The sequence below is a fragment of the Pseudomonas sp. P9_35 genome (genome assembly GCF_034008205.1).
Taxonomy (GTDB): domain Bacteria; phylum Pseudomonadota; class Gammaproteobacteria; order Pseudomonadales; family Pseudomonadaceae; genus Aquipseudomonas; species Aquipseudomonas kilonensis.
In genome coordinates, this window is record NZ_CP125373.1 from 665,557 (window position 1) to 690,717 (window position 25,161).

Genomic DNA, 25,161 nt, shown 5'->3' on the forward strand with positions numbered 1-25,161 from the left:
TTCAATTCCGACGAAATGCACGACGCCGTCACAAAGTAGGTGTTTCATCGATGAAACACCTGCCCAGGCCCAATAAATACCGGGGGCGTCGGGGAACCAGATAGGGGTTTTCTCTTCTAAGCTTCTGGTTGGCACCTGCCAGCCCCCTTCCGTTCCAGGAGTTACACCATGTCGCTGCGATCTATCGCCTTGTTGTTTGTGTGTGTCGTATTGACTGCATGCAGCAAGGTCAACCAGGAAAACTACTCGAAGCTGTCGGCTGGCATGCCCAAGTCCGAAGTCGAAACGTTACTGGGGAAACCGACCGATTGTTCGGGCGCGCTCGGCATGTCCAGCTGTACCTGGGGCGACCAGAAAAGCTTTATCAGCGTGCAGTACGCCGGTGACAAAGTGTTGATGTTTTCCGGCCAAGGCCTGAAGTAAACCGGGGCCACGTGCCCGCGGGAGAAAAATAATGATGCGGTTAGTTTTTGTGCTTTTGGCTGGCCTGATTTTGGCTGGCTGTGCCACTTCTGGCGAAGATCCGCTGTCACCCAAGACGGTCAACAGCGTCAATCTCAAGCGCTACCAAGGGACCTGGTATGAGTTGGCCCGCCTGCCCATGTATTTCCAGCGCAATTGCGCGCAATCGGAAGCTCACTACACCCTCAAGCCAGACGGCAGTGTGGGAGTGCTCAATCGCTGCCTGACCTCGGACTGGCAGTGGGAAGAAGCCAGGGGCACCGCCACGCCGCAGGTGCCGGGCAAGACCGACAAGCTCTGGGTCGAGTTCGATAACTGGTTTTCGCGGATCGTGCCGGGCGTGGCGAAAGGGCAATACTGGGTGTTGTACGTCAGCGATGACTACAAGACCGCCATCGTCGGCGACCCAAGCCGTCGCTACATGTGGCTGCTGTCCCGTACGCCGACCGTCAATAGCGTCGTGCGCGAGGAGCTGCTGAGCAAGGCACGCCAGCAGGGTTACGACACCACACGCCTGATCTGGCGCGCGTCGGATCGACAGATGGCCAAAACCTCGGACTAACTGCCACCCGAAAGCCAATGTGGGAGCGAGCTTGCTCGCGATAGCGGACTTTCAGTCAACCTGTAGGTTGAAGGTAATGGCCCTATCGCGAGCAAGCTCGCTCCCACAGGGTTGATTGGGTCAGCCCAGAAGGTCGCGCAGGACCTGGGTAAACGCCCGGGCGCTTTGCTCTTCGCCCGCATGCCGCCCATCGCGCACCACCCACCGGCCGCCGACCATCACATCGCGTACCTGGCGATCGCCGCCGGCAAACAGCCAGCGATTGAGGATCCCGTCGCCCTGGGCCGTGGCCAGATATGGGTCGCTGCCATCGAGCACCAGCCAGTCGGCGCGCTTGCCGATTTCGAGGGCGCCGATCGGTTGCCCCAGGGCCTGGGCACCGCCTTCCAGCGCCGCATCGAACAAGGTGCGGCCGACCATCGGCTGATCCGTTCGATACAAGCGGTTGCGCCGTTGATCCCGCAGGCGCTGGCCATATTCCAGCCAACGCAATTCTTCGACCACGCTCAATGACACATGGCTGTCAGAGCCGATCCCCAGGCGCCCGCCCTCGGCGAGGAAATCCACGGCCGGGAAAATCCCGTCCCCCAGGTTGGCTTCGGTGGTCAGGCACAGGCCGGCAATCGCCCGGCTCCTGGCCATGAGGCTGATTTCCTGGGCGTTGGCGTGGGTAGCGTGGACCAGGCACCAGCGCTGGTCGACTTCGGTGTTTTCGTACAGCCATTGCAGCGGACGGGCGCCGCTCCAGCTCAGACAGTCGTCGACTTCCTTCTGCTGCTCGGCAATGTGAATGTGCACCGGGCACTCGCGGTCACTGGCGGCCAGCACATCCTGGATCTGCTCGGGCGTCACGGCACGCAGCGAGTGGAAGCACAGACCCACCGCCTGGGACGGCAGCCCGGCCAGGATCGGCTGCAAGCGCGACTGAAGCTTCAAGTAGTTTTCGGTGCTGTTGATGAACCGGCGTTGCCCGTCGTTGGGGGCCTGGCCGCCAAAACCGGAGTGGCTGTAAAGCACCGGCAGCAGCGTCAGGCCGATGCCAGCAGCGCTGGCGGCGTGGCTGATGCGCAGGGCCAGCTCCGCCGGGTCGGCGTAGGGCGCGCCATCGGTGTCGTGGTGCACATAGTGGAATTCGGCGACCGAGGTGTAGCCGGCCTTGAGCATTTCGATGTACAGCTGGCGGGCAATGATACCGAGTTGGTCGGGGCTGATTTTTCCGACGAGGCGGTACATCAAGTCGCGCCAGGTCCAGAAACTGTCGTTGGGATTGCCCGCCACTTCCGCCAGCCCGGCCATGGCCCGTTGGAAGGCATGGGAGTGCAGGTTCGGCATACCCGGCAACAGCGGACCGCCCAGCCGTTCGGCGCCGTCTGCGTGGGAGCCGGCCTGGATATGGGTCAGGACGCCTTCGGCATCGACCTCAAGACGTACGTCATGGGCCCATCCACTAGGCAGCAGCGCGCGTTCGGCAAAGAAGGCGGACATGGTTCAACCTCATCGTGCGTAATTTGTATATACATATACAGACGTTTGCCTGGCCGGTAAACTCCGGCAAGCTAGCATTCTTATCCGCAGAACAAGGAACCGCCGTGTCGACTCCGCCTGCCAAACCGCCGCTGGCCGCAAACATGGGTGACAGTCCAGCCCCCCTGTACGCCCGCGTCAAACAGATGATCACCCAGCAGATCGACAGTGGAAACTGGCCGCCGCATTACCGCGTGCCGTCGGAAAGCGAACTGGTCAGCCAACTGGGCTTCAGTCGCATGACCATCAACCGTGCGCTGCGGGAAATGACCGCCGACGGCCTGTTGGTGCGCATGCAGGGTGTCGGCACCTTCGTGGCCGAGCCCAAGAGCCAGTCCGCGTTGTTCGAAGTGCATAACATCGCCGACGAAATTGCCTCCCGTGGTCATCGGCACACTTGCAAGGTCATCACCCTGGAAGAAGAGGCGGCCGGTTCCGAGCGGGCCCTGGCCCTGGATATGCGCGAAGGCCAGAAAGTGTTCCATTCGCTGATCGTGCATTTCGAGAACGACATCCCCGTGCAAATCGAGGACCGCTTCGTCAACGCACTGGTGGCGCCTGAATACCTCAAGCAGGACTTCACCGTGCAAACGCCCTACGCCTATCTCAACCAGGTCGCGCCGCTGACCGAAGGCGAGCATGTGGTCGAGGCGATCCTGGCCGAGCCGAGCGAATGCAAGTTGCTGCAGATCGAAAAGGGCGAGCCGTGCCTGTTGATCCGCCGTCGTACCTGGTCCGGACGCCAGCCGGTGACCGCCGCACGCCTGATCCATCCGGGTTCCCGTCACAGTCTGGAAGGGCGCTTTCATAAATGAGCCATTTGAAGGTTTTACGTGCGGCAGACTACCCGCGCATGCCGTGGAAAAACGGTGGCGGCAGCACTGAGGAAATCACTCGCGATGCCGGCGCCGGCCTGGAAGGTTTCGGCTGGCGCCTGTCGATTGCCGACATCGGTGAGTCGGGCGGTTTCTCCACCTTCGCCGGTTACGAGCGGGTCATCAGTGTCTTGCAAGGGAGCGGCATGACACTGAACGTCGATGGCCAAGTCACGCGGGCTTTGCATCCGCTGGACCCTTTTACGTTCAGCGGCGAGAGCCATGTGTTTTGCACACTGCTGGGCGGACCGATTCGCGACTTCAACCTGATCTACGCGCCGCAACGTTACCGTGCGCGGTTGCAGTGGTTGGGCGGCCAGCAGCGGTTTTTCAGTGACGCGCAAACGGTGCTGGTGTTCAGTGCCGCTCCGGGACTGGCTATCAAGATCGGTGAGTCCGCTGTGGACCTGGGCCTCTACGACTGTTTGCAACTGAGCGGTAACAGCGGGTTGGTGGATGTCTCCACTCACGGTCAATGCTGCGTGATTGAGCTGACGGCCCACTAAGCCGCCCTGCAAAAGAGCTTTTGTGGCGAGGGAGCATGCTCCCGCTGGGCCTGTAGGAGCTGTGTAGGAGCTGTCGAGTGCAACGAGGCTGCGATCTTTCCAAAGACACTTGAATCCCAAGCGAAAGATCAAAAGATCGCAGGCTTCGCCAGCTCCTACAAAAGCCCAGCGGGAGCAAGCTCCCTCGCCACAAAAAGCGCGCTCATTGTTCCCTACCCGCGCACCAACTTGTTACCGAACGCCCCAACGTGGCGCAATACCACGCTTCTGTGCCCCTCCGATTTCCCCCTCGAAAACCCTCTTCAAAAATTTCATACAGCTCAGCAGCCCATAAATCACAAGGCTTTCAGCCAATTCCCCAACCGTTCCTGAACATCGCCTTCAACAAGTTGGCCGCTTGATTGCATATGCTTGTACATACAAGTAAAGACGTATGCGTATGAGTCACCGATATTCAACGCAACGTTCGCTAAATCGCTGCCCACTGCCCGGGCTGGTCTGGATTGATCGCTGAGGAGTTTTTGCTGTGACCGACGCTACCCGCAAACCTGAAAAATACCGTGACGTTGAAATCCGTGCCCCTCGCGGTAACACGCTGACCGCCAAGAGCTGGCTGACTGAAGCGCCGCTGCGCATGTTGATGAACAACCTCGACCCGGAAGTGGCCGAGAACCCCAAGGAACTGGTGGTCTACGGTGGCATTGGCCGCGCGGCGCGCAACTGGGAGTGCTACGACAAGATCGTCGAAAGCCTGACCAACCTGAATGACGACGAAACCCTGCTGGTGCAATCCGGCAAGCCGGTGGGCGTGTTCAAGACCCACAGCAACGCCCCTCGCGTACTGATCGCCAACTCCAACCTGGTGCCGCACTGGGCCAGTTGGGAGCACTTCAACGAACTCGACGCCAAGGGCCTGGCCATGTACGGCCAGATGACCGCCGGCAGCTGGATCTACATCGGCAGCCAGGGCATCGTGCAAGGCACTTATGAAACCTTCGTCGAGGCCGGTCGCCAGCACTACGACTCCAACCTCAAGGGCCGTTGGGTCCTGACCGCCGGCCTGGGCGGCATGGGCGGTGCGCAACCCTTGGCCGCGACCCTGGCCGGTGCGTGCTCGCTGAACATCGAGTGCCAGCAGGTGAGCATCGATTTCCGCCTGAAAACCCGCTATGTCGACGAGCAAGCCACCGACCTCGACGACGCCCTGGCGCGCATCGAGAAATACACCGCCGAAGGCAAGGCGATTTCCATCGCGCTGTGTGGGAACGCTGCCGAAATCCTGCCGGAAATGGTCCGTCGTGGTGTGCGCCCGGACATGGTCACCGACCAGACCAGCGCCCACGACCCACTCAATGGCTACCTGCCGGCCGGCTGGACCTGGGACGAGTACCGTGCCCGCGCCAAGACCGAACCCGCCGCTGTGGTGAAGGCCGCCAAGCAATCGATGGCCGTCCACGTCAAAGCCATGCTGGCCTTCCAGAAAATGGGCGTGCCGACCTTCGACTACGGCAACAACATCCGCCAGATGGCCCAGGAAGAGGGCGTCGAAAATGCCTTCGACTTCCCAGGCTTCGTACCGGCCTATATCCGTCCGCTGTTCTGCCGCGGTATCGGCCCGTTCCGCTGGGCCGCGCTGTCCGGTGATCCGCAGGACATCTACAAGACCGACGCCAAGGTCAAGGAACTGATTCCTGACGACGCTCACCTGCACAACTGGTTGGACATGGCCCGCGAGCGCATCAGCTTCCAGGGCTTGCCGGCACGTATCTGCTGGGTTGGCCTGGGCCAGCGCGCCAAGCTGGGCCTGGCCTTCAACGAGATGGTCCGTAGCGGCGAATTGTCGGCGCCGATCGTCATCGGTCGCGATCACCTCGACTCCGGTTCCGTGGCCAGCCCCAACCGTGAAACCGAATCCATGCAGGACGGTTCCGATGCGGTCTCCGACTGGCCGTTGCTCAACGCCTTGCTCAACACCGCCAGCGGCGCGACCTGGGTGTCGCTGCACCACGGTGGCGGCGTCGGCATGGGCTTCTCCCAGCACTCGGGCATGGTGATCGTCTGCGACGGCACCGACGAAGCGGCCGAGCGCATTGCCCGCGTGCTGCACAACGATCCGGCGACTGGCGTGATGCGTCATGCCGATGCCGGTTACCAGATCGCCATTGATTGCGCCAAGGAACAGGGGCTGAACCTGCCGATGATTACCGGCAAATAATCCCGGATCCCTTGTGGGAGCGAGCTTGCTCGCGATAGCGGTGGATCAGTACCGGTTCCGTCTACTGACACGCCCTCATCGCGAGCAAGCTCGCTCCCACAGGGGCGCGGCGCAATTGAATTGCAGAACAATCCACAGAGGTTGAACCATGGCTGTCACCAGCACACGTGCAAGCAGCAAGCCGTTGATCGAGAAACGTTCGATCGACTACATCCCGGAAACTGAGAGACACGGCCGATTGTTGAGCCAGTTCACCCTCTGGATGGGGGCCAACCTGCAAATCACTGCAATTGTCACCGGTGCATTGGCGGTGGTGCTTGGCGGTGATGTGTTCTGGTCGTTGATCGGTTTGCTGATCGGCCAACTGCTCGGCGGTGGCGTCATGGCGTTGCATGCCGCGCAAGGGCCCAAGCTGGGCCTGCCGCAGATGATCTCCAGCCGGGTGCAGTTTGGTGTGTATGGCGCGGCCATCCCGATCGTGCTGGTGTGCCTGATGTACCTGGGTTTCACCGCAACGGGAACAGTGCTTTCCGGCCAGGCGCTGGGCCAGTTGTTTGGCGTCAGCGACAGTGTCGGCATCCTCATTTTCGCCAGTGTCATCGTGCTGGTCACGGTGCTCGGTTATCGGGTGATTCACTTCATTGGCCGTGTCGCCAGCATCATTGGTGTGATCGCCTTTGTTTACCTGTTCGCTCGGCTGATGAGTCAGACGGACGTTGGCGCACTCCTGCAAATCCGCCATTTCAGCTGGAGCAGTTTCCTGCTTGCGGTGTCGCTCGCGGCATCCTGGCAGATCGCCTTCGGCCCCTACGTGGCGGACTATTCGCGTTACCTGCCGAGCAAGACCTCTTCGGTGAAAACCTTTTTTGCCGCAGGCGCCGGTTCAGTCATCGGCGCACAGGTGGCGATGATCCTCGGCGTGTTTGCCGCGGCCTCGGCCAATGGGCAGTTCGCGGGTCATGAAGTGGCCTACATCGTGGGCCTGGGGGGGACCGGCGCCACCGCTGCGCTGCTGTATTTCAGCATCGCATTCGGCAAGGTCACCATCTCCACGCTGAACTCCTACGGCAGCTTCATGTGCATCGCGACCATCATCAGCGGTTTTCGTGGTCACCTGAACGTAACGCGCCTGCAGCGCCTGGTCTTCGTGCTGGTCATCGTCGGCGCTGCGACGCTGATCGCGCTGCTCGGCCAGCACTCGTTCCTCGGTGCGTTCAAGTCTTTCATCCTGTTCTTGCTGGCGTTCTTTACGCCTTGGAGCGCGATCAACCTGGTGGACTACTACTGCATCACTCGCGAGCGCTATGACGTGCCGGCACTGGCCGACCCGAACGGTCGCTACGGTCGTTGGAACGCCCTCGGCCTCAGCGTGTATGTCTTCGGTGTCCTGGTTCAACTGCCGTTTATCGCTACCAAGTTCTATACCGGTCCGCTGGTGGCGGCCATGGGCGGTGTGGATATTTCCTGGATCATCGGTCTGGTGGTTCCGGCGGCGCTGTATTACGTCGTCGCCAAGAAGTGGCACAGCGCTGTACCCGATCAATTGATCCTGCCGCTCGAGCGGGACACGGTTGACGCACAACCGAGCAGGGCGGGCCGCATCCAAGCGGTCTGATGGGACGTTGACAGGGCTGGATGCCTCTTGACTGCCGTAAGCCAATCCAACTGATTAGGAGCGTCACATAATGAAGTCGAACAAGACCCTGCTGACCACATTGCTTTCCATGGGCCTGCTGGCCAGCGCCGGCGCCACACAAGCGGCGGGTTGGTGCGAGTCGGGCAAACCGGTGAAGTTCGCCGGCCTGAACTGGGAAAGCGCCATGCTGCTGACCGACGTCCTGCAAGTGGTGCTGGAAAAAGGCTACGACTGCAAGACCGACAGCCTGCCAGGCAACTCCATCACCATGGAGAATGCCCTGAGCAGCAACGACATCCAGGTGTTTGCCGAAGAGTGGGTCGGCCGCAGTGAAGTCTGGAACAAGGCCGAGAAGGCCGGCAAGGTAGTCGGCGTCGGTGCCCCGGTCGTGGGCGCCATCGAAGGCTGGTACGTGCCGCGCTACGTGGTTGAAGGCGACGCCAAGCGCAAACTCGAAGCCAAGGCGCCAGGCCTGAAGAACATCGCTGACCTGGGCCAGTACGCCGCCGTGTTCAAGGACCCGGAAGAGCCGTCCAAGGGCCGTTTCTACAACTGCCCGGCCGGTTGGACCTGCGAGCTGGACAACAGCGAAATGCTGAAAAGCTATGGCCTGGAAAAAACCTACACCAACTTCCGCCCAGGCACCGGCCCAGCGCTGGATGCCGCGGTGCTGTCGAGCTACAAGCGTGGCGAGCCGATCCTGTTCTACTACTGGTCGCCAACGCCGCTGATGGGCCAGGTGGACCTGGTGAAACTGGAAGAAAAACCGGGCGTGGATAAAAGCGTGAGCATCAAGGTCGGCCTGTCCAAGACCTTCCACGACGAGGCACCTGAATTGGTGACGGTGCTGGAAAAGGTCAACCTGCCGATCGATATCCTGAACCAGAACCTCGGGCGCATGGCCAAGGAACGAATCGAGTCGCCGAAACTGGCGAAGATCTTCCTGAAGGAACATCCTGAAGTCTGGCACGCCTGGGTAAGCGAAGACGCTGCCAAGAAAATCGACGCGGCTCTGTAGGTCGAATACTTCCCGGCCAACCGTAGGGCTGGCCGGGACGTTCACCGCATCCACTTGATCGAGAGTCTCTTATGTTTCCCGAAAGCTTTACCTTCTCCATCGCCGACTGGGTCAACGGTTGGGTCGACGCCCTGGTGACCAACTATGGCGATGTGTTCCGGCAGATCTCCGACACCCTGCTGTGGGCCATCGTCAACCTCGAAGGCCTGCTGCGCATGGCGCCCTGGTGGCTGATGCTTGCCATCGTCGGCGGCATTGCCTGGCACGCCACCCGCAAGGTCGTCGCCACGGCGGTGATCGTCGGCCTGTTGTTCCTGGTGGGTGCGGTGGGCCTGTGGGACAAACTGATGCAGACCCTCGCCCTGATGCTGGTGGCGACGCTGATCTCGGTGTTGATCGGCATTCCGCTGGGCATTCTCTCGGCACGCAGCAATCGCCTGCGTTCGGTGCTGATGCCGCTGCTGGACATCATGCAGACCATGCCGAGCTTCGTGTACCTGATTCCGGTGTTGATGCTGTTTGGCCTGGGCAAGGTCCCGGCGATTTTCGCCACGGTGATCTACGCCGCGCCGCCGCTGATTCGCCTGACCGACCTGGGCATCCGCCAGGTGGACGGCGAAGTGATGGAAGCCATCAACGCCTTTGGCGCCAACCGCTGGCAACAGCTGTTCGGCGTGCAACTGCCCCTGGCCCTGCCGAGCATCATGGCCGGGATCAACCAGACCACCATGATGGCCCTGTCGATGGTGGTCATCGCCTCGATGATCGGCGCCCGTGGCCTGGGTGAAGACGTGCTGGTGGGCATCCAGACCCTCAACGTCGGACGCGGCCTGGAAGCCGGGCTGGCGATCGTGATTCTCGCCGTGGTCATCGACCGCATTACCCAGGCCTATGGTCGTCCTCGGCACGAGGTGAGCAAATGAGCAACGCAGCCATCAGCAAGATCGAAGTCAAGAATGTCTTCAAGATTTTCGGCAATCGCTCCAAGGAAGCCCTGGAGCTGATCCGCCAGAACAAGACCAAGGACCAGGTGCTGGCCGAAACCGGTTGCGTGGTCGGCGTGAACGACCTGTCGCTGAGTATCGGCACTGGCGAGATCTTCGTGATCATGGGCCTGTCCGGTTCCGGCAAGTCCACGTTGGTGCGCCATTTCAACCGGCTGATCGACCCTACCAGCGGCGCGATCCTGGTGGACGGCGAAGACATCCTGCAACTGGACATGGACGCCCTGCGCGAATTTCGCCGGCACAAGATCAGCATGGTGTTCCAGAGCTTCGGCCTGCTGCCCCACAAGAGCGTGCTGGACAACGTCGCCTATGGCTTGAAAGTGCGCGGCGAGAGCAAGCAGGTGTGCGCCGAGCGGGCGTTGCACTGGATCGATACCGTGGGCCTGAAGGGCTATGAGAACAAATACCCGCACCAGCTCTCCGGCGGCATGCGCCAGCGCGTCGGCCTGGCCCGGGCCTTGGCGGCGGATACCGACATCATCCTGATGGACGAAGCCTTCAGCGCCCTCGACCCGCTGATCCGCGCGGAAATGCAGGACCAGTTGCTGGAGCTGCAAAAGACCCTGCACAAGACCATCGTCTTCATCACCCACGACCTCGACGAGGCCGTGCGCATTGGCAACCGCATCGCGATTCTCAAGGACGGCAAGCTGATCCAGGTCGGCACGCCGCGCGAGATCCTGCACTCGCCGGCGGATGAGTATGTCGATCGGTTTGTGCAACGGCGGGCGGCGGTGGTTTGAGGGATTTGTGGTGGTCGGCGCGCTTTTGTGGCGAGGGAGCTTGCTCCCGCTCGGGCGCGCAGCGGCCGCTTCTTTTGGGCCTGCTGCGCAGTCCAGCGGGAGCAAGCTCCCTCGCCACAAAGGCTATGCCTTAAGCCAGATGTGATGCTGAAATGAATTTTTCATGAGGTTGAAGATGTCCCAGGCTGAAAAAATTGTAATCACCGGCGCTCCGTTGCGTTGGCAGGACGTCGTCGCCGTCGCGCGCTTTGGTGCTGTGCTCGAGTTATCGACTGAGACGTGGGCGCGGATCGACAATGCCCAGGCCATCGTCCAGCGCATCGTCGCAACCGGCGAGCGCGCCTATGGCGTCAACACCGGCCTGGGGGCCTTGTGCAATGTTTCGCTCGAGGACGAACAACTCAGCCAACTGTCGCGCAACACCTTGCTCAGCCATGCCTGTGGCGTCGGTGCGCCGCTTTCCGATGAACAGACCCGGGCGATTATCTGCGCCGCCATTCACAACTACAGCCAGGGCAAGTCCGGCATCCATCGCCGGGTGGTCGAAGCGCTGCTGGCGCTGCTCAATCGCGGCATCACACCGCAAGTGCCGTCCCAGGGTTCGGTGGGTTACCTGACCCACATGGCCCACATCGGCATCGCGCTGCTGGGCGTCGGCCAGGTCAGCTATCACGGGCAAATAGTCCCGGCGCAACAGGCCCTGGCCGCAGAGGGTTTGCAACCGGTGCAACTGGGTGCCAAGGACGGCTTGTGCCTGGTCAACGGCACACCGTGCATGACCGGTCTGAGCTGCCTGGCCCTGGCCGATGCGACGCGGTTGGTGCAATGGGCCGACGTCATCGGCGCGATGAGTTTCGAGGCACTGCGCGGGCAGATTGCCGCGTTCGATGCCGACGTCATTGCACTCAAGCCGCACCCGGGCATGCAGAAGGTCGGGAGCAATTTGCGGGCGTTGCTCGACGGCAGCGAAGTCATCGCCGCGAGCCTGGGCATTCGCACCCAGGACGCCTTGAGTATCCGCTCGATTCCCCAGGTGCACGGCGCGGCTCGCGACCAGTTGGCCCACGCCCGGCAACAGATCGAAACCGAACTCAACGCAGTGACCGATAATCCGCTGCTGCTGGGGACGCCGGAGAACTTCCGGGTCATGTCCCAGGCCAATCCCCACGGCCAGTCAGTCGCCTTGGCGGCGGATCTGCTGGCGATTGCCATGGCTGAGATCGGCTCCATCGCCGAGCGTCGCCTCGACCGCTTGATCAACCCCCACGTCAGCGGTCTGCCGGCCTTCCTGGTGGCCAACCCCGGGGTGAACTCGGGGATGATGATCGTGCAATACGTCGCCGCGTCGTTGTGCGCGGAGAACAAGCAACTGGCGCAACCGGCGGTGCTCGATAATTTCGTCACCTCCGGGTTGCAGGAAGACCATTTGAGCATGGGCACCAACGCCGCCCTGAAGCTGCACCGGGCGCTGGAAAACTGCACGCAGATACTCGCCATCGAATACCTGCTGGCGGCCCAGGCCTTTGAGTTTCTCAAGGCTCAGCGCTTCGGCGCCGGCACCGACATCGCCTGGAAACTGTTGCGCGAGCGCGTGCCGGCCTACGACCAGGATCGCTGGCTGGCGCCGGACATCGCCAGTGCCGCCGGCCTGCTTAAAGACCCGAGCGTGCTGCACAGCGTATTACCGAATTTGAATTGATCAAAAAAGCGCCAGCGTGCCAAGGCACCTATTGCCCATAAAGCATCGCCCAAAAGGCGAAGGTGACGGATAACGGAACATTCCGGAGCGACTGGCGGGTAAAAACAAAACTCTCAAAAGGAGCAATACATGACTGCCTTAAACCTGATTCCCGGCCAATTGAGCCTGGCTCAATTGCGTGACATCTATCAGCAACCCGTGATCTTGAGCCTCGACGCCAGCGCGTCGGCGCAGATCGAGGCCAGTGTCGCCTGCGTTGAACAGATCCTTGCCGAGAACCGCACCGCCTACGGCATCAACACCGGTTTCGGCCTGCTGGCCTCGACCCGCATCGCCAGCGAAGACCTGGAAAACCTGCAGCGCTCCCTGGTGCTGTCCCATGCCGCCGGCGTGGGCGAGCCGATCAGCGATGCGCTGGTGCGGCTGGTCATGGTGCTCAAGGTCAACAGCCTGAGCCGCGGTTTTTCCGGCATCCGTCGGCAGGTGATCGATGCGCTGATTGCGCTGATCAATGCCGAGGTCTACCCGCACATTCCGCTCAAGGGTTCGGTCGGTGCGTCCGGTGACCTGGCGCCGCTGGCCCACATGTCCCTGGTGCTGCTGGGCGAAGGCAAGGCCCGCTACAAGGGCGAATGGCTGCCGGCCGTCGACGCGCTGAAAGTGGCTGGCCTCGCGCCGCTGACCCTGGCCGCCAAGGAAGGCCTGGCGCTGCTCAACGGCACCCAGGTGTCCACCGCGTTTGCCCTGCGTGGCCTGTTCGAAGGCGAAGACCTGTTTGCCGGTGCCCTGGCCCTGGGCGGCCTCACGGTGGAAGCGGTGCTCGGCTCGCGTTCGCCATTCGATGCACGCATCCATGCCGCCCGTGGCCAGAAAGGCCAGATCGACGCCGCCGCTGCCTACCGCGATCTGCTGGGCGAGCGCAGCGAAGTTTCCGATTCGCACCAGAACTGCGACAAGGTTCAGGACCCGTACTCCCTGCGCTGCCAACCGCAAGTGATGGGCGCCTGCCTGACCCAGTTCCGCCAGGCCGCCGAGGTGCTGGTGATCGAGGCCAACGCGGTGTCGGATAACCCGCTGGTGTTCGCCGCCGAGGGCGACGTCATTTCCGGTGGCAACTTCCACGCCGAACCGGTGGCGATGGCGGCCGACAACATGGCCTTGGCGATTGCCGAAATCGGCTCCCTGAGCGAGCGCCGCATTTCGTTGATGATGGACAAGCACATGTCGCAACTGCCGCCGTTCCTTGTCGCCAATGGCGGGGTGAACTCCGGCTTCATGATCGCCCAGGTCACCGCGGCGGCCCTGGCCAGTGAAAACAAGGCGCTGTCCCATCCCCATTCGGTGGACAGTCTGCCGACCTCGGCCAACCAGGAAGACCACGTCTCCATGGCCCCGGCCGCTGGCAAGCGTCTGTGGGAAATGGCCGAGAACACCCGTGGGATCCTCGCGGTGGAATGGCTCGCGGCTTGCCAGGGGCTGGACCTGCGCGGCGGTTTGAAGACCTCCACGAAGTTGGAACGGGCGCGGGGGCTGTTGCGTGCGCAAGTGCCGTTTTACGAGAAGGATCGCTTCTTTGCGCCGGACATCAATGCGGCCAGTGAATTGCTGGCGAGCCGGTGCCTGAACGAGCTGGTCACGGCGCAGTTGTTGCCGAGCCTGTAAGGGCCTCATCGCGAGCAAGCTCGTTCCCACAGGGGATTTTGGGTACACCTTGATCCCTGTGGGAGCGAGCTTGCTCGCGATTCGATTTTGAATGCGACGAGGAAACCGGGATGAAAACCCTCTGGCAAAACTGCCACGCCGCCACCATGGCCCAGGGCGTCTACTCGATCATCGAAGACGCCGCCATCGTTACCCAGGGCGAGCACATCCAATGGATCGGCCCGCGTGCCGAATTGCCGACGGGTGACTACCCGGCGGTCAACGACCTCAAGGGGGCCTGGGTCACGCCGGGGCTGATCGACTGTCACACCCACGCGGTATTTGGCGGCAACCGCAGCGGTGAGTTCGAGCAGCGCCTGCAAGGCGTCAGCTACGCCGAGATCGCCGCCGCCGGTGGCGGCATCGCCAGCACCGTGCGCGCCACCCGCGCCGCCAGTGAAGACGAGCTGTTCGCCAGCGCCGCCAAACGCCTGGCAAGCCTGATGCGCGACGGTGTGACCACGGTGGAAATCAAATCCGGCTACGGCCTGGACCTGGCCAGCGAGCGCAAGATCCTGCGGGTCATCCGCCGCCTTGGCGCCGAGTTGCCGGTCAGCGTGCGCAGCACCTGCCTGGCGGCCCACGCCTTGCCGCCGGAATACAAGGATCGCGCCGACGATTACATCGAGCACATCTGCACCGAGATGCTTCCGGCCCTGGCAGCCGAAGGACTGGTGGATGCGGTGGATGCCTTTTGCGAATACCTGGCGTTTTCCCCGGCGCAGGTCGAGCGGGTGTTTATCACCGCGCAACAACTGGGGCTGCCAGTGAAGCTGCACGCCGAGCAACTGTCATCCCTGCACGGTTCAAGCCTGGCGGCACGTTACCAGGCGCTGTCGGCCGATCACCTGGAATTCATGACCGAGGACGATGCCAAGGCCATGGCCGAATCCGGCACCGTGGCGGTGCTGTTGCCGGGCGCGTTTTATTTCCTGCGCGAAACCCAACTGCCGCCCATGGAGGCCCTGCGCAAGCACGGTGTGAAAATCGCCGTGGCCAGCGACCTCAACCCTGGCACCTCGCCGGCGCTGTCGCTGCGCCTGATGTTGAACATGGCCTGCACCTGTTTCCGGATGACCCCGGAAGAAGCCCTGGCGGGGGCGACGATTCATGCCGCCCAGGCCTTGGGCATGGCTGAGACCCACGGTTCGCTGGAAGTCGGTAAAGTCGCCGACTTTGTCGCCTGGCACATCGACCGCCCGGCCGACCTGGCGTACTGGCTCGGTGGCGATCTGGAAAAGTGCGTCGTGCGTCACGGCGTGGAAATCGATTGAGGAGAACGGTTGTGGAGAAGGTCCTGAATTTCAAGCAAGGGCGCGTGCCGCTGTTGATCAGCATGCCCCACGCCGGCCTGCGCCTGACCCCGGCGGTACAGGCCGGGTTGATCCCCGAGGCCCAAAGCCTGCCAGACACCGACTGGCACATCCCAAGGCTCTACGAATTTGCCGCCGAGCTGGGCGCCAGCACCCTGGCCGCCGAGTACTCGCGGTTCGTCGTCGACCTCAACCGTCCCTCCGATGACAAGCCGATGTACGTCGGCGCCACCACCGGTTTGTACCCGGCGACGCTGTTCGATGGCGTGCCGTTGTTTCGCGAAGGGCTGGAGCCATCGGCCGAGGAGCGGGCGACGTATCTGCAACAGGTCTGGATGCCTTACCACCAGGCGCTGCGGCAGGAACTGGCGCGGCTCAAGGCCGAGTTCGGCTATGCGTTGCTGTTCGATGCCCATTCGATCCGTTCGGTGATCCCACACCTGTTCGACGGCAAGTTGCCGGACTTCAACCTCGGCACCTTCAACGGTGCCAGTTGCGACCCGACCCTGGCCGGCCAGCTCGAAGCCATCTGCGCTCGCCACGGTGAATTCACCCACGTGCTCAACGGGCGGTTCAAGGGCGGACACATCACCCGGCACTACGGCAACCCGGCCGAAGACATCCACGCGGTGCAACTGGAACTGTGCCAGAGCACCTACATGGAAGAGTTCGAACCGTTCAACTACCGCGCTGACCTGGCGGCGCCGACTCAGGTGGTGCTCAAGGAACTGCTGGAAGGCTTCCTGGCGTGGGGGCAGCAGGCTTACAAGAAATAAACACCTACCAATACTCCTGTAGCGAGGGGACTTATCTGTGGGAGCAAAGCTTGCTCGCGATACAGGCGCCGCTGTTTCAGAGAGACCGCGTTGTTTTCATCGCGGGCAAGCCTTGCTCCCACAGAATCCCCTTGCCACAGGTTTGTTTTTGTCCTTGAGTCTCGGGAGCAACTGTCGCCACCGTGCAAAACCGAGTCGCCACAGTTCATCTTCAGCCCCTCGGCGCTGCGTAATGTTTTGGGCACGGTGCAGCAAGACACCGACCTACAATAATCCGCTGCCGCACGAGACCTTCCCGATGAAAAGACTGTTCAAGCGCTGTCTGTCGATCCTCTGCGGTACCACCCTCTTGAGCGCCGGGGCGATGGCCGCCGAGCCTGCGTCGTGCCAGACCGTGCGCATGGGCGTGGTCAACTGGACCGACGTGATCGCCACCAGCGGCATGGCCGATGTGTTGCTCACCGGGCTGGGCTACGACAGCAAGCAGACCAGCGCCGTGCAGCAGATCATCTTCGCCGGCATCCGCGACAAGCGTCTCGACATTTTCCTGGGCTACTGGAAGCCGGCGATGGACAAGAACATCGCGCCATTCCTGGCGGCCAACCAAGTGAAGGTATTGGACACGCCAAGTCTGGCCGACGCCCAGGCCACCCTGGCTGTTCCAGACTACGTGGCGGCGGCGGGGCTCAAGACCTTTGCCGACATCGCCCGGTTCAAGGACCAGCTCGGTGGCAAGATCTACGGGATCGAGCCGGGCAGCGGGGCCAACACCACCATCAAGACCCTGATTGAAACCAACCACTTTGGCCTGAAGGACTTCAAGCTGATCGAATCCGGTGAAGCGGGCATGCTGGCCGCGGTGCAGCGGGCGGTGAATCGCAAGGAGTTCGTGGTCTTCGTCGGCTGGACCCCGCACCCGATGAACATCAACATGAACATCACCTACCTGACCGGCAGTGAAGATGTCTATGGCCCGAACGAAGGCGCCGCAACGGTCTCCACCGTGACTGCGCCGGACTACGCCCAGCGCTGCCCGAACGTGAACCGGTTGTTGGAAAACCTCACCTTCACCGCCGCCCAGGAGAGTCAGTTGATGGTGCCGATCATGGAACGCAAGACGCCCCAGGACGTCGCCCGGCAATGGTTGCGCGATCATCCCGAGGATTTGCAGAAGTGGCTGGCCGCAGTCACGAGCTTCGACGGCAAGGATGGCGTGGCGACGGTGCAGGCCAGTCTCAAGAATTGACCTGCTTGGCTGTGGCGGGGTGATTTATCTGTGGTGGAGTGATTTATCTGTGGGAGCAAGGCTTGCCCGCGATAGCGATGTGTCAGTCGACATAACGATTGGATGTACCACTGCCATCGCGGGCAAGCCTTGCTCCCACATTTCAATAGGTGGTGTTCTTCATGGCCTCATATCCACTCTCAGAGCAGATGTCAGCCTTCATCGACAAAACCCTGAGCTTCACCAGCCCGGACGACAGCCTCGCCGGTTCGCGCCAGGCCTACAGCCAAATGTGCCGGGCGTTCACCCCGGCATGCCCGCCAACACTGGCCATCGAGGATTTCGAGCTGGCCGCTGTGGCTGTGCGCGCCTATCACCCACGGGGTGCCGCGCCACCCGTCGGCTGGCCGTGCATCCTCTATCTCCACGGTGGTGGCTGGGTGGTGGGGGACCTGGACTCCCATGATTTCATCTGCCTGGAGCTGGCGGCTGCCCTTGGTGCGCTGGTGGTGGCGGTGGATTATCGGCTGGCGCCAGAGCATCCGTTTCCAGCCGGGTTGGACGATTGCCTCGCCGTGTGGCGTCATCTGGCAGCCGCGCCCTTTGCCATCGACCCGCGTCGTCGGCTGGTGGTCGGTGACAGTGCCGGCGGTAATCTCGCCGCTGCGTTATGCCTGGCCTTGCGCGATGCCGGGCAAGCGTTGCCCCGGGCCCAGGTGCTGATCTATCCGGCGCTCGGTGGCCCGGCAACGCTACCCTCGCGCCACGAATGTGCCGATGCGCCGCTGTTGAGCAGCAACGATCTGGACAGTTATCACACCCTCTACCTGAACGGCGCTCAACCGTCCCCTCTCGCCATGCCGTTGCTCGCCGATCACCTGAGCGGCTTGCCGCCGGCGTTGATCGCCGTGGCGCAATGGGACCCTCTGCGCGACGATGGCATCCTTTATAGCGAGCGGCTGAACGCCGCAGGCGTAGCGTCTGTGTTGTACATGGGCGAAGGGTTGGTCCACGGTTGCCTGCGCGGTCGGGGGCAGGTGCCGGAGGTCGATCGGATGTATCGCACGCTGCTGGCGTACCTGGCTGACATGCTTTGACTGCGCAGGGGACATGCTCATTAAGGTAATTCGGGTTTATGATGCCGTACGGCAGACTAAATAGACGTCCCCACAGGGATGACTCGACCCCTTACGGAGCGCGCAATGCAGACTTTGTACCCGCAGATCAAACCCCATGCCCGGCACGATCTGGCTGTCGATGACACCCACACGCTCTATGTCGATGAAAGCGGTTCCCCGGAAGGCCTGCCGGTGGTGTTCATTCACGGCGGCCCGGGTGCTGGCTGCGATGCACAGAGCCGCCGCTACTTCGATCCGAACCTGTACCGCATCGTTACTTTCGACCAGCGCGGCTGCGGTCGGTCCACCCCCCATGCCAGCCTTGAGAACAACACCACCTGGGATCTGGTCGAAGACCTGGAGCGCATCCGCAAGCACCTGGGCATCGAGAAGTGGGTGCTGTTTGGCGGTTCCTGGGGCTCGACCCTGGCCCTGGCCTATGCCCAGACTCATCCCGAGCGCGTACACGGCCTGATCCTGCGTGGGATCTTTCTCTGCCGGCCGCAGGAAATCGAATGGTTCTACCAGGCCGGCGCCAGTCGCCTGTTCCCCGACTACTGGCAGGACTACATCGCACCGATCCCGTTGGACGAGCGCGACGACCTGCTCAGCGCTTTCCACAAGCGCCTGACCGGTAACGACCAGATCGCCCAGATGCACGCGGCCAAGGCCTGGTCCACCTGGGAAGGTCGCACCGCGACCCTGCGTCCGAACCCGCTGGTGGTCGATCGCTTCTCCGAGCCGCAGCGGGCGCTGTCGATCGCCCGGATCGAATGCCACTACTTCACCAACAACGCTTTCCTCGAACCCAACCAGTTGATTCGCGACATGGGCAAGATCGCCCATTTGCCGGGCGTCATCGTGCATGGCCGCTACGACGTCATCTGCCCGCTGGACAATGCCTGGGAGCTGCATCAGAACTGGCCCAACAGCGAACTGCAGGTGATTCGCGACGCGGGTCACGCCGCTTCGGAGCCGGGGATCACCGACGCACTGGTTCGCGCCGCTGCGCAAATGGCCCGGCGCCTGCTCGACCTGCCGCCTGAAGAAGCATGAAGGGGCTGTTGCAACGAGTTCGCGGAGCGCGGGTCGAAGTATCAGGCGAGATCGTCGGCGCCGTGGATCAGGGCTTGCTGGTGTTGGTGGCCGTCGAGCCCGGGGATACTCGGGCCAGCGCCGACAAACTCCTGCATAAGCTGCTTAACTATCGAGTATTCAGCGACGCCGACGGCAAGATGAACCTGTCCCTGGCGGACGTCGGTGGTGGGTTGCTGCTGGTGTCGCAGTTCACCTTGGCGGCCGACACCAAAAGTGGTTTGCGCCCGGGTTTTTCGACAGCCGCACCTCCGGCCCTGGGAGAAGAGTTGTTCAACTATTTGCTCACCCAGGCAAAACAGGTGCATGGCACTGTGGCATCAGGTAGATTCGGCGCCGACATGCAGGTGCATTTGGTCAATGATGGTCCGGTAACGTTCCTGTTACAGGTCTGAAAGCGTTTGAAACATCTTTTCGGGCCTGTTTCGAGGCAAAACTGGGAGTTTTCTCGATAAATACTTTGCTACCCCTGATGCGTTGTCACGCGGGCTACTAGATAATCGCGCGCTACGGGGGATCAGCGTTCGCTGGTCCATTTGACTTAGGTAGAGACTTGTCCTGGACCGTTTGGGGAATCATTTTGTCCCATCGGAGTCGGAACAATGCTCGCCAACTTGGCAAGAGTGGTCCGCAGGAACGGTTTTTCAATGCCGTTACCGTGCAGATACTTTATCTGGCCGTTGGTTTTTTGATCAGTTTTCGGCGAGGGTTGCTCGTGATTGTTAGTCCCTGTAATGCACCAAAAATGACTGCCAAACGGTTTAGAAACGCCCTGGTAGCGGGCTCGGCCCTGCTGTGCCTGTTCGGCGCGGGCCAACTGTGGGCATTCAGCCTGGATGATGTATCGGCGAAGGCTCAAGAACTGGCTGGGCAAAAATACGAAGCCCCGCGCAGTAATCTGCCGAACGAATTCCGCGAAATGAAATTCGCTGACTATCAAAAAATCCGTTTCCGTACCGAAAAAGCCGAATGGGCCGACCAGAAGACACCGTTCAGGCTGTCCTTCTATCACCAGGGTATGCATTTCGACACGCCGGTGAAGATCAACGAAATCACCGCGACCACCGTCGAAGAGATCAAGTACGACCCGTCGCGCTTTGACTTCGACGATGTGAAATTCGATCCCAAGGCCACCGAACAGCTGGGTTACGCGGGTTTTCGCGTGTTGTACCCGATCAACAAGGCTGACAAGCAGGACGAGATCATGACCATGCTGGGCGCGAGTTATTTCCGCGTCATCGGCAAGGGCCAGACCTACGGTCTGTCCGCCCGCGGCATGGCCATCGACACCGCGTTGCCATCGGGTGAAGAATTCCCGCGCTTTCGCGAGTTCTGGATCCAACGTCCGAAGCCGACCGACAAGCACCTGGTGATCTTTGCCCTGCTGGATTCGCCACGCGCCACTGGCGCTTATCGCCTGACCTTGCGTCCGGGCACCGACACCGTGGTCGACGTGAAGTCGCGCATGTTCCTGCGTGACCGCGTGACCAAGCTGGGCGTGGCCCCATTGACCAGCATGTACCTGTTCGGCGCCAACCAACCGTCCAAAGTGCTGAACTACCGTCGCGAACTGCACGATTCCAGTGGCCTGTCGATCCATGCCGGTAACGGCGAGTGGATCTGGCGCCCGCTGAACAACCCGAAACACCTGGCCGTGAGCAACTTCTCGGTAGAAAACCCGCGTGGTTTCGGCCTGTTGCAACGGGGGCGTGACTTCAGCCATTACGAAGACCTGGACGACCGCTACGACAAGCGTCCAAGTGCCTGGATCGAACCGAAAGGCGATTGGGGCAAGGGCTCCGTCGACCTGGTAGAAATTCCGACCGCCGATGAAACCAACGACAATATCGTTGCCTTCTGGAGCCCGGAAAAGCTGCCTGAGCCAGGCCAGCCGCTGGACTTCAGCTACCGCCTGCACTGGACTCTCGACGAATCCAGCCTGCACTCGCCGGACAGCGCCTGGGTCCAGCAGACCTTGCGCTCCACCGGTGACGTGAAACAGTCCAACCTGATTCGTCAGCCGGACGGCAGCGTGGCCTACCTGGTGGACTTCGAAGGTCCGTCCCTGCAAGCCCTGCCGGAAGACGCCGATGTGCGTAGCCAGGTGAGCGTCGGCGAAAACGGCGAGATCGTCGAGAATAGCGTGCGCTACAACCCTGAAACCAAGGGCTGGCGCTTGACCCTGCGGTTGAAGATCAAGGATTCGAAACAGGCCACCGAAATGCGTGCGGCGCTGGTCCGTCCATTGACGCCTGTAGAAGCCCCGGCCACCGCGCACTCCGTGACCACGACCCTGGCCAAGGCCGACAAAGTCGCTCGCCAGCAGACCGAAAAAGAACTCGCGAGCGAAAAAGCGAAAGACGAAGCCAAGGCCGTCAAGGCGGCAGACGCCGCTGTTGAACCGACCCCAACCCAGCAGGAATCGGAACCGACTGAACAAGTCTTGACCGAGACCTGGAGCAATCAGTTGCCAGCCGATGAGTAATACTTCAGTACAGCCAGAGACGCTCAGCGAGTACCTGGCCCATTTGCCCATGACCGACGAGCAGCGCGCCGAGCTGGCGGGCTGCAAGTCCTTCAGCGAATTGCACGAACGCCTGTCGTCATCGACCTTCGACGAGCCCGCCGAGGCGGCGCAAGCCTCGGTGGGCCGCCGGCTGACCCTGAACACTGCCGAGGAGCTCGAGGACGCCGAAATGCTGGGGCTCGACGCCAGCGGCCGGGTATGCCTGAAAGCCACGCCGCCGATTCGTCGGACCAAGGTCGTGCCGGAGCCGTGGCGCACCAATATCCTGGTGCGTGGCTGGCGGCGCCTGACCGGTCGTACCAACCCGCCGAAGCCGCCCAAGGATGAGCGCGTGCTGCCACATGCACGCTGGCGTACCGTGGGCTCGACCCGTCGCTACATCCTGCTGATCTTGATGCTCGGCCAGACTATCGTCGCCGGCTGGTACATGAAAGGCATCATGCCGTACCAGGGCTGGTCGTTCGTGGACCTGGAAGAAGTCCTGCACCAACCGCTGTTGCAGACCGCCACGCAAGTACTGCCGTATGCGCTGCAAACCAGCATCCTGATTCTGTTCGGGATCCTGTTCTGCTGGGTCTCGGCGGGTTTCTGGACGGCGCTGATGGGCTTTCTCGAATTGCTCACCGGTCACGACAAGTACCGCATCTCCGGTGCCAGCGCCGGCAACGAGCCGATTCCCAAGGACGCCCGCACCGCGCTGGTGATGCCGATCTGCAACGAAGATGTGCCGCGGGTATTCGCCGGTTTGCGCGCAACCTTCGAGTCGGTGGCCGCCACCGGTGACCTGGATCGTTTCGACTTCTTCGTGCTCAGCGACAGTAACGAAACCGATATCTGCGTGGCCGAACAACAGGCCTGGCTGGACGTCTGCCGTGAAGCCGGGGGCTTCGGCAAGATCTTCTATCGTCGCCGTCGCCGTCGCGTGAAGCGCAAGAGCGGCAACCTCGACGACTTCTGCCGTCGTTGGGGCAGCGACTACAAGTACATGGTCGTGCTCGACGCCGACAGCGTCATGAGCGGTACGTGCCTGACCAGCCTGGTGCGCCTGATGGAAGCCACGCCGGACGCCGGCATCATCCAGACCGCGCCACGTGCCTCGGGCATGGACACGCTGTATGCGCGCATGCAGCAGTTCGCCACCCGGGTGTACGGTCCGCTGTTCACCGCCGGCCTGCACTTCTGGCAGTTGGGTGAATCCCACTACTGGGGCCACAACGCGATCATTCGCATGAAGCCGTTCATCGAGCACTGCGCCTTGGCGCCGCTGCCCGGTAAAGGCGCGTTCGCCGGTGCCATCCTGTCCCACGACTTCGTCGAAGCGGCGCTGATGCGCCGTGCCGGCTGGGGCGTGTGGATTGCCTATGACCTGCCGGGCAGCTACGAAGAGCTGCCGCCGAACCTGCTGGACGAACTCAAGCGTGACCGTCGCTGGTGCCACGGCAACCTGATGAACTTCCGGCTGTTCCTGGTCAAGGGCATGCACCCGGTGCACCGTGCGGTGTTCCTGACCGGCGTGATGTCCTACCTGTCGGCGCCGCTGTGGTTCTTCTTCCTGGTGCTGTCCACTGCGTTGTTGGCGGTGAACACGCTGATGGAGCCGCAGTACTTCCTTGAACCGCGTCAGCTCTATCCGTTGTGGCCACAATGGCACCCGGAAAAAGCCATCGCCCTGTTCTCGACCACCATCGTGCTGCTGTTCCTGCCCAAGTTGCTGAGTATCGTGCTGATCTGGGCCAAGGGTGCGAAGGAGTTCGGTGGCAAGTTCAAGGTGACGCTGTCGATGCTCCTGGAGATGCTGTTCTCCATGCTGCTGGCGCCGGTGCGGATGATTTTCCACACCCGTTTCGTGCTCGCCGCATTCCTGGGCTGGGCTGCAACCTGGAACTCGCCACAACGTGACGACGACTCCACGCCATGGAGCGAAGCGGTCAAGCGCCACGGCCCGCAAACCTTGCTGGGCTTCTTCTGGGCCTTGCTGGTGATCTGGCTGAACCCGAGCTTCCTGTGGTGGCTGGTGCCGATTGTCGGTTCGTTGATGCTGTCGATTCCGGTATCGGTGATTTCCAGCCGCGTGGGCCTGGGCTTGAAGTCCCGTGATGAAAGCCTGTTCCTGATCCCTGAGGAATACGCGCCGCCACAGGAACTGCTGTCGACGGACCAGTACACCCATGAAAACCGTTGGCATGCGCTCAAAGACGGTTTCATCCGGGCGGTGGTCGATCCGCAACAGAACGCCTTGGCGTATGCGTTGGCAACCTCGCGTCACGGCAAGGCCGAGCCGATCGAATGGCTGCGGGTCGAACGTGTTCGTCACGCCTTGAAGGCCGGCCCGGCCGGTCTCAGCAACGCCGAGCGACTGGCTCTGCTGAGCGACCCGGTGGCCTTGTCCCGCCTGCATGAGCAGGTCTGGAGCGAGGGTCATCCCGAGTGGCTGGCGGCGTGGCGCGAATCGATCAACGCTGATCCTCATGCACCGTTGTTACCGCTTCAGCCGTTGAGCGCACAGCCTCAAGTGGCCTGATACGCAAAAAGCCCCGCTTCTGAAAGGAAGCGGGGCTTTTTGTTAAGCGTACTTTCTATCTGCGGATCGCCTTTGTGGCGAGGGAGCTTGCTCCCGCTGGATGGCGCAGCCGCCCCCGATTTTGTGGTGCGGTCAGTGTTGTGGATTGATGGTATCCAACATCCGGTTTGCCAATAACCTACTCAGTTCGATCAGTTGCTGAATGCCGAAGGCAACATGGCGTCGCGAGCCTTTCAGGTCGAACGCAAGGTCGCTGACCATGGCATCGGCTGAGGCCAGGTTTTCGCTGAGGTTGGCCAACAGGCTTTCAGTGTCGATACCGTCGACGACGGTGAAGAGCTGGCCCGGCGGCTGTTTTTCTTCGGGTTTGGGTTGTTTGGGCTTCAGGTAGTAATCGAGTGCGCGGTCGGTGGCTTCCTGGAGTTTCTTGGGGTCGGTTTCTGGTTCTGGTGGGTTGGGTGTGACCTTGTGCATGGTTGACGCTCCTAGGGTAATGGAGCCGCCAGATATCGCTGCTAAACGAGAAGGGTGGCGACTGTACGCGGGTTAGCAGACCGGGACCCTAGAACCCGGCAGACCCGAAGGTCTCCCACGCACAACCGCCATGACATAGATGTGCAGGCGCTGAAGCCTGCTCA

21 protein-coding genes are annotated in these 25,161 nt (G+C 61.8%); 19 read left to right on the forward strand and 2 right to left on the reverse strand.

The window, feature by feature from the left end:
* Positions 1-168: 168 nt before the first annotated feature.
* Both QMK47_RS02925 and QMK47_RS02930 read left to right on the forward strand, forming a co-directional pair.
* Positions 169-423, forward strand: a complete 255-nt coding sequence (locus tag QMK47_RS02925; RefSeq protein WP_003196877.1) for a hypothetical protein — start codon at positions 169-171, stop codon at positions 421-423.
* A gap of 31 nt (positions 424-454) precedes the next feature.
* Positions 455-1,024 (forward strand): lipocalin family protein, encoded by a 570-nt coding sequence (locus tag QMK47_RS02930; protein WP_253471040.1) that lies wholly within the window; start codon positions 455-457, stop codon positions 1,022-1,024.
* 120 nt (positions 1,025-1,144) lie between these two features.
* Here QMK47_RS02930 and QMK47_RS02935 read toward each other — a convergent pair whose 3' ends face one another.
* Complete coding sequence (locus QMK47_RS02935; protein WP_320389783.1) at positions 1,145-2,509, reverse strand: formimidoylglutamate deiminase; 1,365 nt, start codon at positions 2,507-2,509, stop codon at positions 1,145-1,147.
* A gap of 143 nt (positions 2,510-2,652) precedes the next feature.
* Between QMK47_RS02935 and hutC the strand changes: the two genes are divergently transcribed.
* The 17 genes from hutC to mdoH all read left to right on the forward strand — a co-directional run bounded on the left by hutC (position 2,653) and on the right by mdoH (position 24,523).
* Positions 2,653-3,363, forward strand: coding sequence for a histidine utilization repressor (gene hutC / locus QMK47_RS02940; protein WP_214511053.1), 711 nt, complete (start codon positions 2,653-2,655; stop codon positions 3,361-3,363).
* Complete coding sequence (locus tag QMK47_RS02945) at positions 3,360-3,929, forward strand: HutD family protein (protein ID WP_253471044.1); 570 nt, start codon at positions 3,360-3,362, stop codon at positions 3,927-3,929. Before hutC ends, QMK47_RS02945 begins: the two co-directional genes overlap by 4 nt.
* Positions 3,930-4,455: 526 nt before the next feature.
* Positions 4,456-6,144 (forward strand): urocanate hydratase, encoded by a 1,689-nt coding sequence (gene hutU / locus QMK47_RS02950; protein ID WP_092222286.1) that lies wholly within the window; start codon positions 4,456-4,458, stop codon positions 6,142-6,144.
* Between the two features lie 148 nt (positions 6,145-6,292).
* Positions 6,293-7,759, forward strand: a complete 1,467-nt coding sequence (locus tag QMK47_RS02955; protein ID WP_320389784.1) for a cytosine permease — start codon at positions 6,293-6,295, stop codon at positions 7,757-7,759.
* A gap of 70 nt (positions 7,760-7,829) precedes the next feature.
* A complete protein-coding gene (locus QMK47_RS02960) occupies positions 7,830-8,798 on the forward strand; it encodes an ABC transporter substrate-binding protein (protein ID WP_003196892.1) in 969 nt (322 codons plus the stop codon).
* 71 nt (positions 8,799-8,869) lie between these two features.
* Positions 8,870-9,721: an ABC transporter permease gene (locus tag QMK47_RS02965; RefSeq protein WP_003186705.1), complete on the forward strand. Its 852-nt coding sequence runs from the start codon at positions 8,870-8,872 to the stop codon at positions 9,719-9,721.
* On the forward strand, positions 9,718-10,548 hold the full coding sequence (locus QMK47_RS02970) for a quaternary amine ABC transporter ATP-binding protein (RefSeq protein WP_003196894.1): 831 nt from the start codon (positions 9,718-9,720) through the stop codon (positions 10,546-10,548). The genes QMK47_RS02965 and QMK47_RS02970 overlap by 4 nt, the downstream gene beginning before the upstream one ends.
* A gap of 175 nt (positions 10,549-10,723) precedes the next feature.
* Positions 10,724-12,247, forward strand: coding sequence for a histidine ammonia-lyase (gene hutH / locus QMK47_RS02975; protein ID WP_320390504.1), 1,524 nt, complete (start codon positions 10,724-10,726; stop codon positions 12,245-12,247).
* 129 nt (positions 12,248-12,376) lie between these two features.
* Positions 12,377-13,909: a histidine ammonia-lyase gene (gene hutH, locus QMK47_RS02980; protein WP_253471048.1), complete on the forward strand. Its 1,533-nt coding sequence runs from the start codon at positions 12,377-12,379 to the stop codon at positions 13,907-13,909.
* 110 nt (positions 13,910-14,019) lie between these two features.
* Positions 14,020-15,222: an imidazolonepropionase gene (hutI, locus tag QMK47_RS02985; protein WP_253471050.1), complete on the forward strand. Its 1,203-nt coding sequence runs from the start codon at positions 14,020-14,022 to the stop codon at positions 15,220-15,222.
* 11 nt (positions 15,223-15,233) lie between these two features.
* Positions 15,234-16,037, forward strand: coding sequence for an N-formylglutamate deformylase (hutG, locus tag QMK47_RS02990; RefSeq protein WP_258690214.1), 804 nt, complete (start codon positions 15,234-15,236; stop codon positions 16,035-16,037).
* 298 nt (positions 16,038-16,335) lie between these two features.
* Positions 16,336-17,283 carry a choline ABC transporter substrate-binding protein gene (locus QMK47_RS02995; RefSeq protein WP_320389785.1) on the forward strand — a complete coding sequence of 316 codons (948 nt, stop codon included), beginning with the start codon at positions 16,336-16,338 and terminating at the stop codon, positions 17,281-17,283.
* 161 nt (positions 17,284-17,444) lie between these two features.
* On the forward strand, positions 17,445-18,359 hold the full coding sequence (locus QMK47_RS03000) for an alpha/beta hydrolase (protein WP_258690216.1): 915 nt from the start codon (positions 17,445-17,447) through the stop codon (positions 18,357-18,359).
* Between the two features lie 105 nt (positions 18,360-18,464).
* Positions 18,465-19,436: a prolyl aminopeptidase gene (gene pip / locus QMK47_RS03005; RefSeq protein WP_003196909.1), complete on the forward strand. Its 972-nt coding sequence runs from the start codon at positions 18,465-18,467 to the stop codon at positions 19,434-19,436.
* Positions 19,433-19,870, forward strand: coding sequence for a D-aminoacyl-tRNA deacylase (gene dtd / locus QMK47_RS03010; protein ID WP_253471056.1), 438 nt, complete (start codon positions 19,433-19,435; stop codon positions 19,868-19,870). Before pip ends, dtd begins: the two co-directional genes overlap by 4 nt.
* 350 nt (positions 19,871-20,220) lie before the next feature.
* On the forward strand, positions 20,221-21,960 hold the full coding sequence (locus tag QMK47_RS03015; protein WP_301300303.1) for a glucan biosynthesis protein G: 1,740 nt from the start codon (positions 20,221-20,223) through the stop codon (positions 21,958-21,960).
* Complete coding sequence (gene mdoH, locus QMK47_RS03020; RefSeq protein WP_253471058.1) at positions 21,953-24,523, forward strand: glucans biosynthesis glucosyltransferase MdoH; 2,571 nt, start codon at positions 21,953-21,955, stop codon at positions 24,521-24,523. Before QMK47_RS03015 ends, mdoH begins: the two co-directional genes overlap by 8 nt.
* 132 nt (positions 24,524-24,655) lie before the next feature.
* On the opposite strand, the gene QMK47_RS03025 is transcribed toward mdoH, so the two are convergent.
* Positions 24,656-24,997 (reverse strand): DUF6124 family protein, encoded by a 342-nt coding sequence (locus QMK47_RS03025; RefSeq protein WP_214510918.1) that lies wholly within the window; start codon positions 24,995-24,997, stop codon positions 24,656-24,658.
* Between the last annotated feature and the right edge of the window lie 164 nt (positions 24,998-25,161).

Excerpts from the sequence above, each read along its gene's own strand:
- QMK47_RS02925 (WP_003196877.1), top strand. The coding sequence starts at position 169 with ATGTCGCTGCGATCTATCGCCTTGTTGTTTGTGTGTGTCGTATTGACT.
- QMK47_RS02930 (WP_253471040.1), top strand. The coding sequence starts at position 455 with ATGATGCGGTTAGTTTTTGTGCTTTTGGCTGGCCTGATTTTGGCTGGC.
- QMK47_RS02935 (WP_320389783.1), bottom strand. The coding sequence starts at position 2,509 with ATGTCCGCCTTCTTTGCCGAACGCGCGCTGCTGCCTAGTGGATGGGCC.
- hutC (WP_214511053.1), top strand. The coding sequence starts at position 2,653 with ATGGGTGACAGTCCAGCCCCCCTGTACGCCCGCGTCAAACAGATGATC.
- QMK47_RS02945 (WP_253471044.1), top strand. The coding sequence starts at position 3,360 with ATGAGCCATTTGAAGGTTTTACGTGCGGCAGACTACCCGCGCATGCCG.
- QMK47_RS02955 (WP_320389784.1), top strand. The coding sequence starts at position 6,293 with ATGGCTGTCACCAGCACACGTGCAAGCAGCAAGCCGTTGATCGAGAAA.
- QMK47_RS02960 (WP_003196892.1), top strand. The coding sequence starts at position 7,830 with ATGAAGTCGAACAAGACCCTGCTGACCACATTGCTTTCCATGGGCCTG.
- QMK47_RS02965 (WP_003186705.1), top strand. The coding sequence starts at position 8,870 with ATGTTTCCCGAAAGCTTTACCTTCTCCATCGCCGACTGGGTCAACGGT.
- QMK47_RS02970 (WP_003196894.1), top strand. The coding sequence starts at position 9,718 with ATGAGCAACGCAGCCATCAGCAAGATCGAAGTCAAGAATGTCTTCAAG.
- hutH (WP_320390504.1), top strand. The coding sequence starts at position 10,724 with ATGTCCCAGGCTGAAAAAATTGTAATCACCGGCGCTCCGTTGCGTTGG.
- hutH (WP_253471048.1), top strand. The coding sequence starts at position 12,377 with ATGACTGCCTTAAACCTGATTCCCGGCCAATTGAGCCTGGCTCAATTG.
- hutI (WP_253471050.1), top strand. The coding sequence starts at position 14,020 with ATGAAAACCCTCTGGCAAAACTGCCACGCCGCCACCATGGCCCAGGGC.
- QMK47_RS02995 (WP_320389785.1), top strand. The coding sequence starts at position 16,336 with ATGAAAAGACTGTTCAAGCGCTGTCTGTCGATCCTCTGCGGTACCACC.
- QMK47_RS03000 (WP_258690216.1), top strand. The coding sequence starts at position 17,445 with ATGGCCTCATATCCACTCTCAGAGCAGATGTCAGCCTTCATCGACAAA.
- pip (WP_003196909.1), top strand. The coding sequence starts at position 18,465 with ATGCAGACTTTGTACCCGCAGATCAAACCCCATGCCCGGCACGATCTG.
- dtd (WP_253471056.1), top strand. The coding sequence starts at position 19,433 with ATGAAGGGGCTGTTGCAACGAGTTCGCGGAGCGCGGGTCGAAGTATCA.
- QMK47_RS03015 (WP_301300303.1), top strand. The coding sequence starts at position 20,221 with ATGACTGCCAAACGGTTTAGAAACGCCCTGGTAGCGGGCTCGGCCCTG.
- mdoH (WP_253471058.1), top strand. The coding sequence starts at position 21,953 with ATGAGTAATACTTCAGTACAGCCAGAGACGCTCAGCGAGTACCTGGCC.
- QMK47_RS03025 (WP_214510918.1), bottom strand. The coding sequence starts at position 24,997 with ATGCACAAGGTCACACCCAACCCACCAGAACCAGAAACCGACCCCAAG.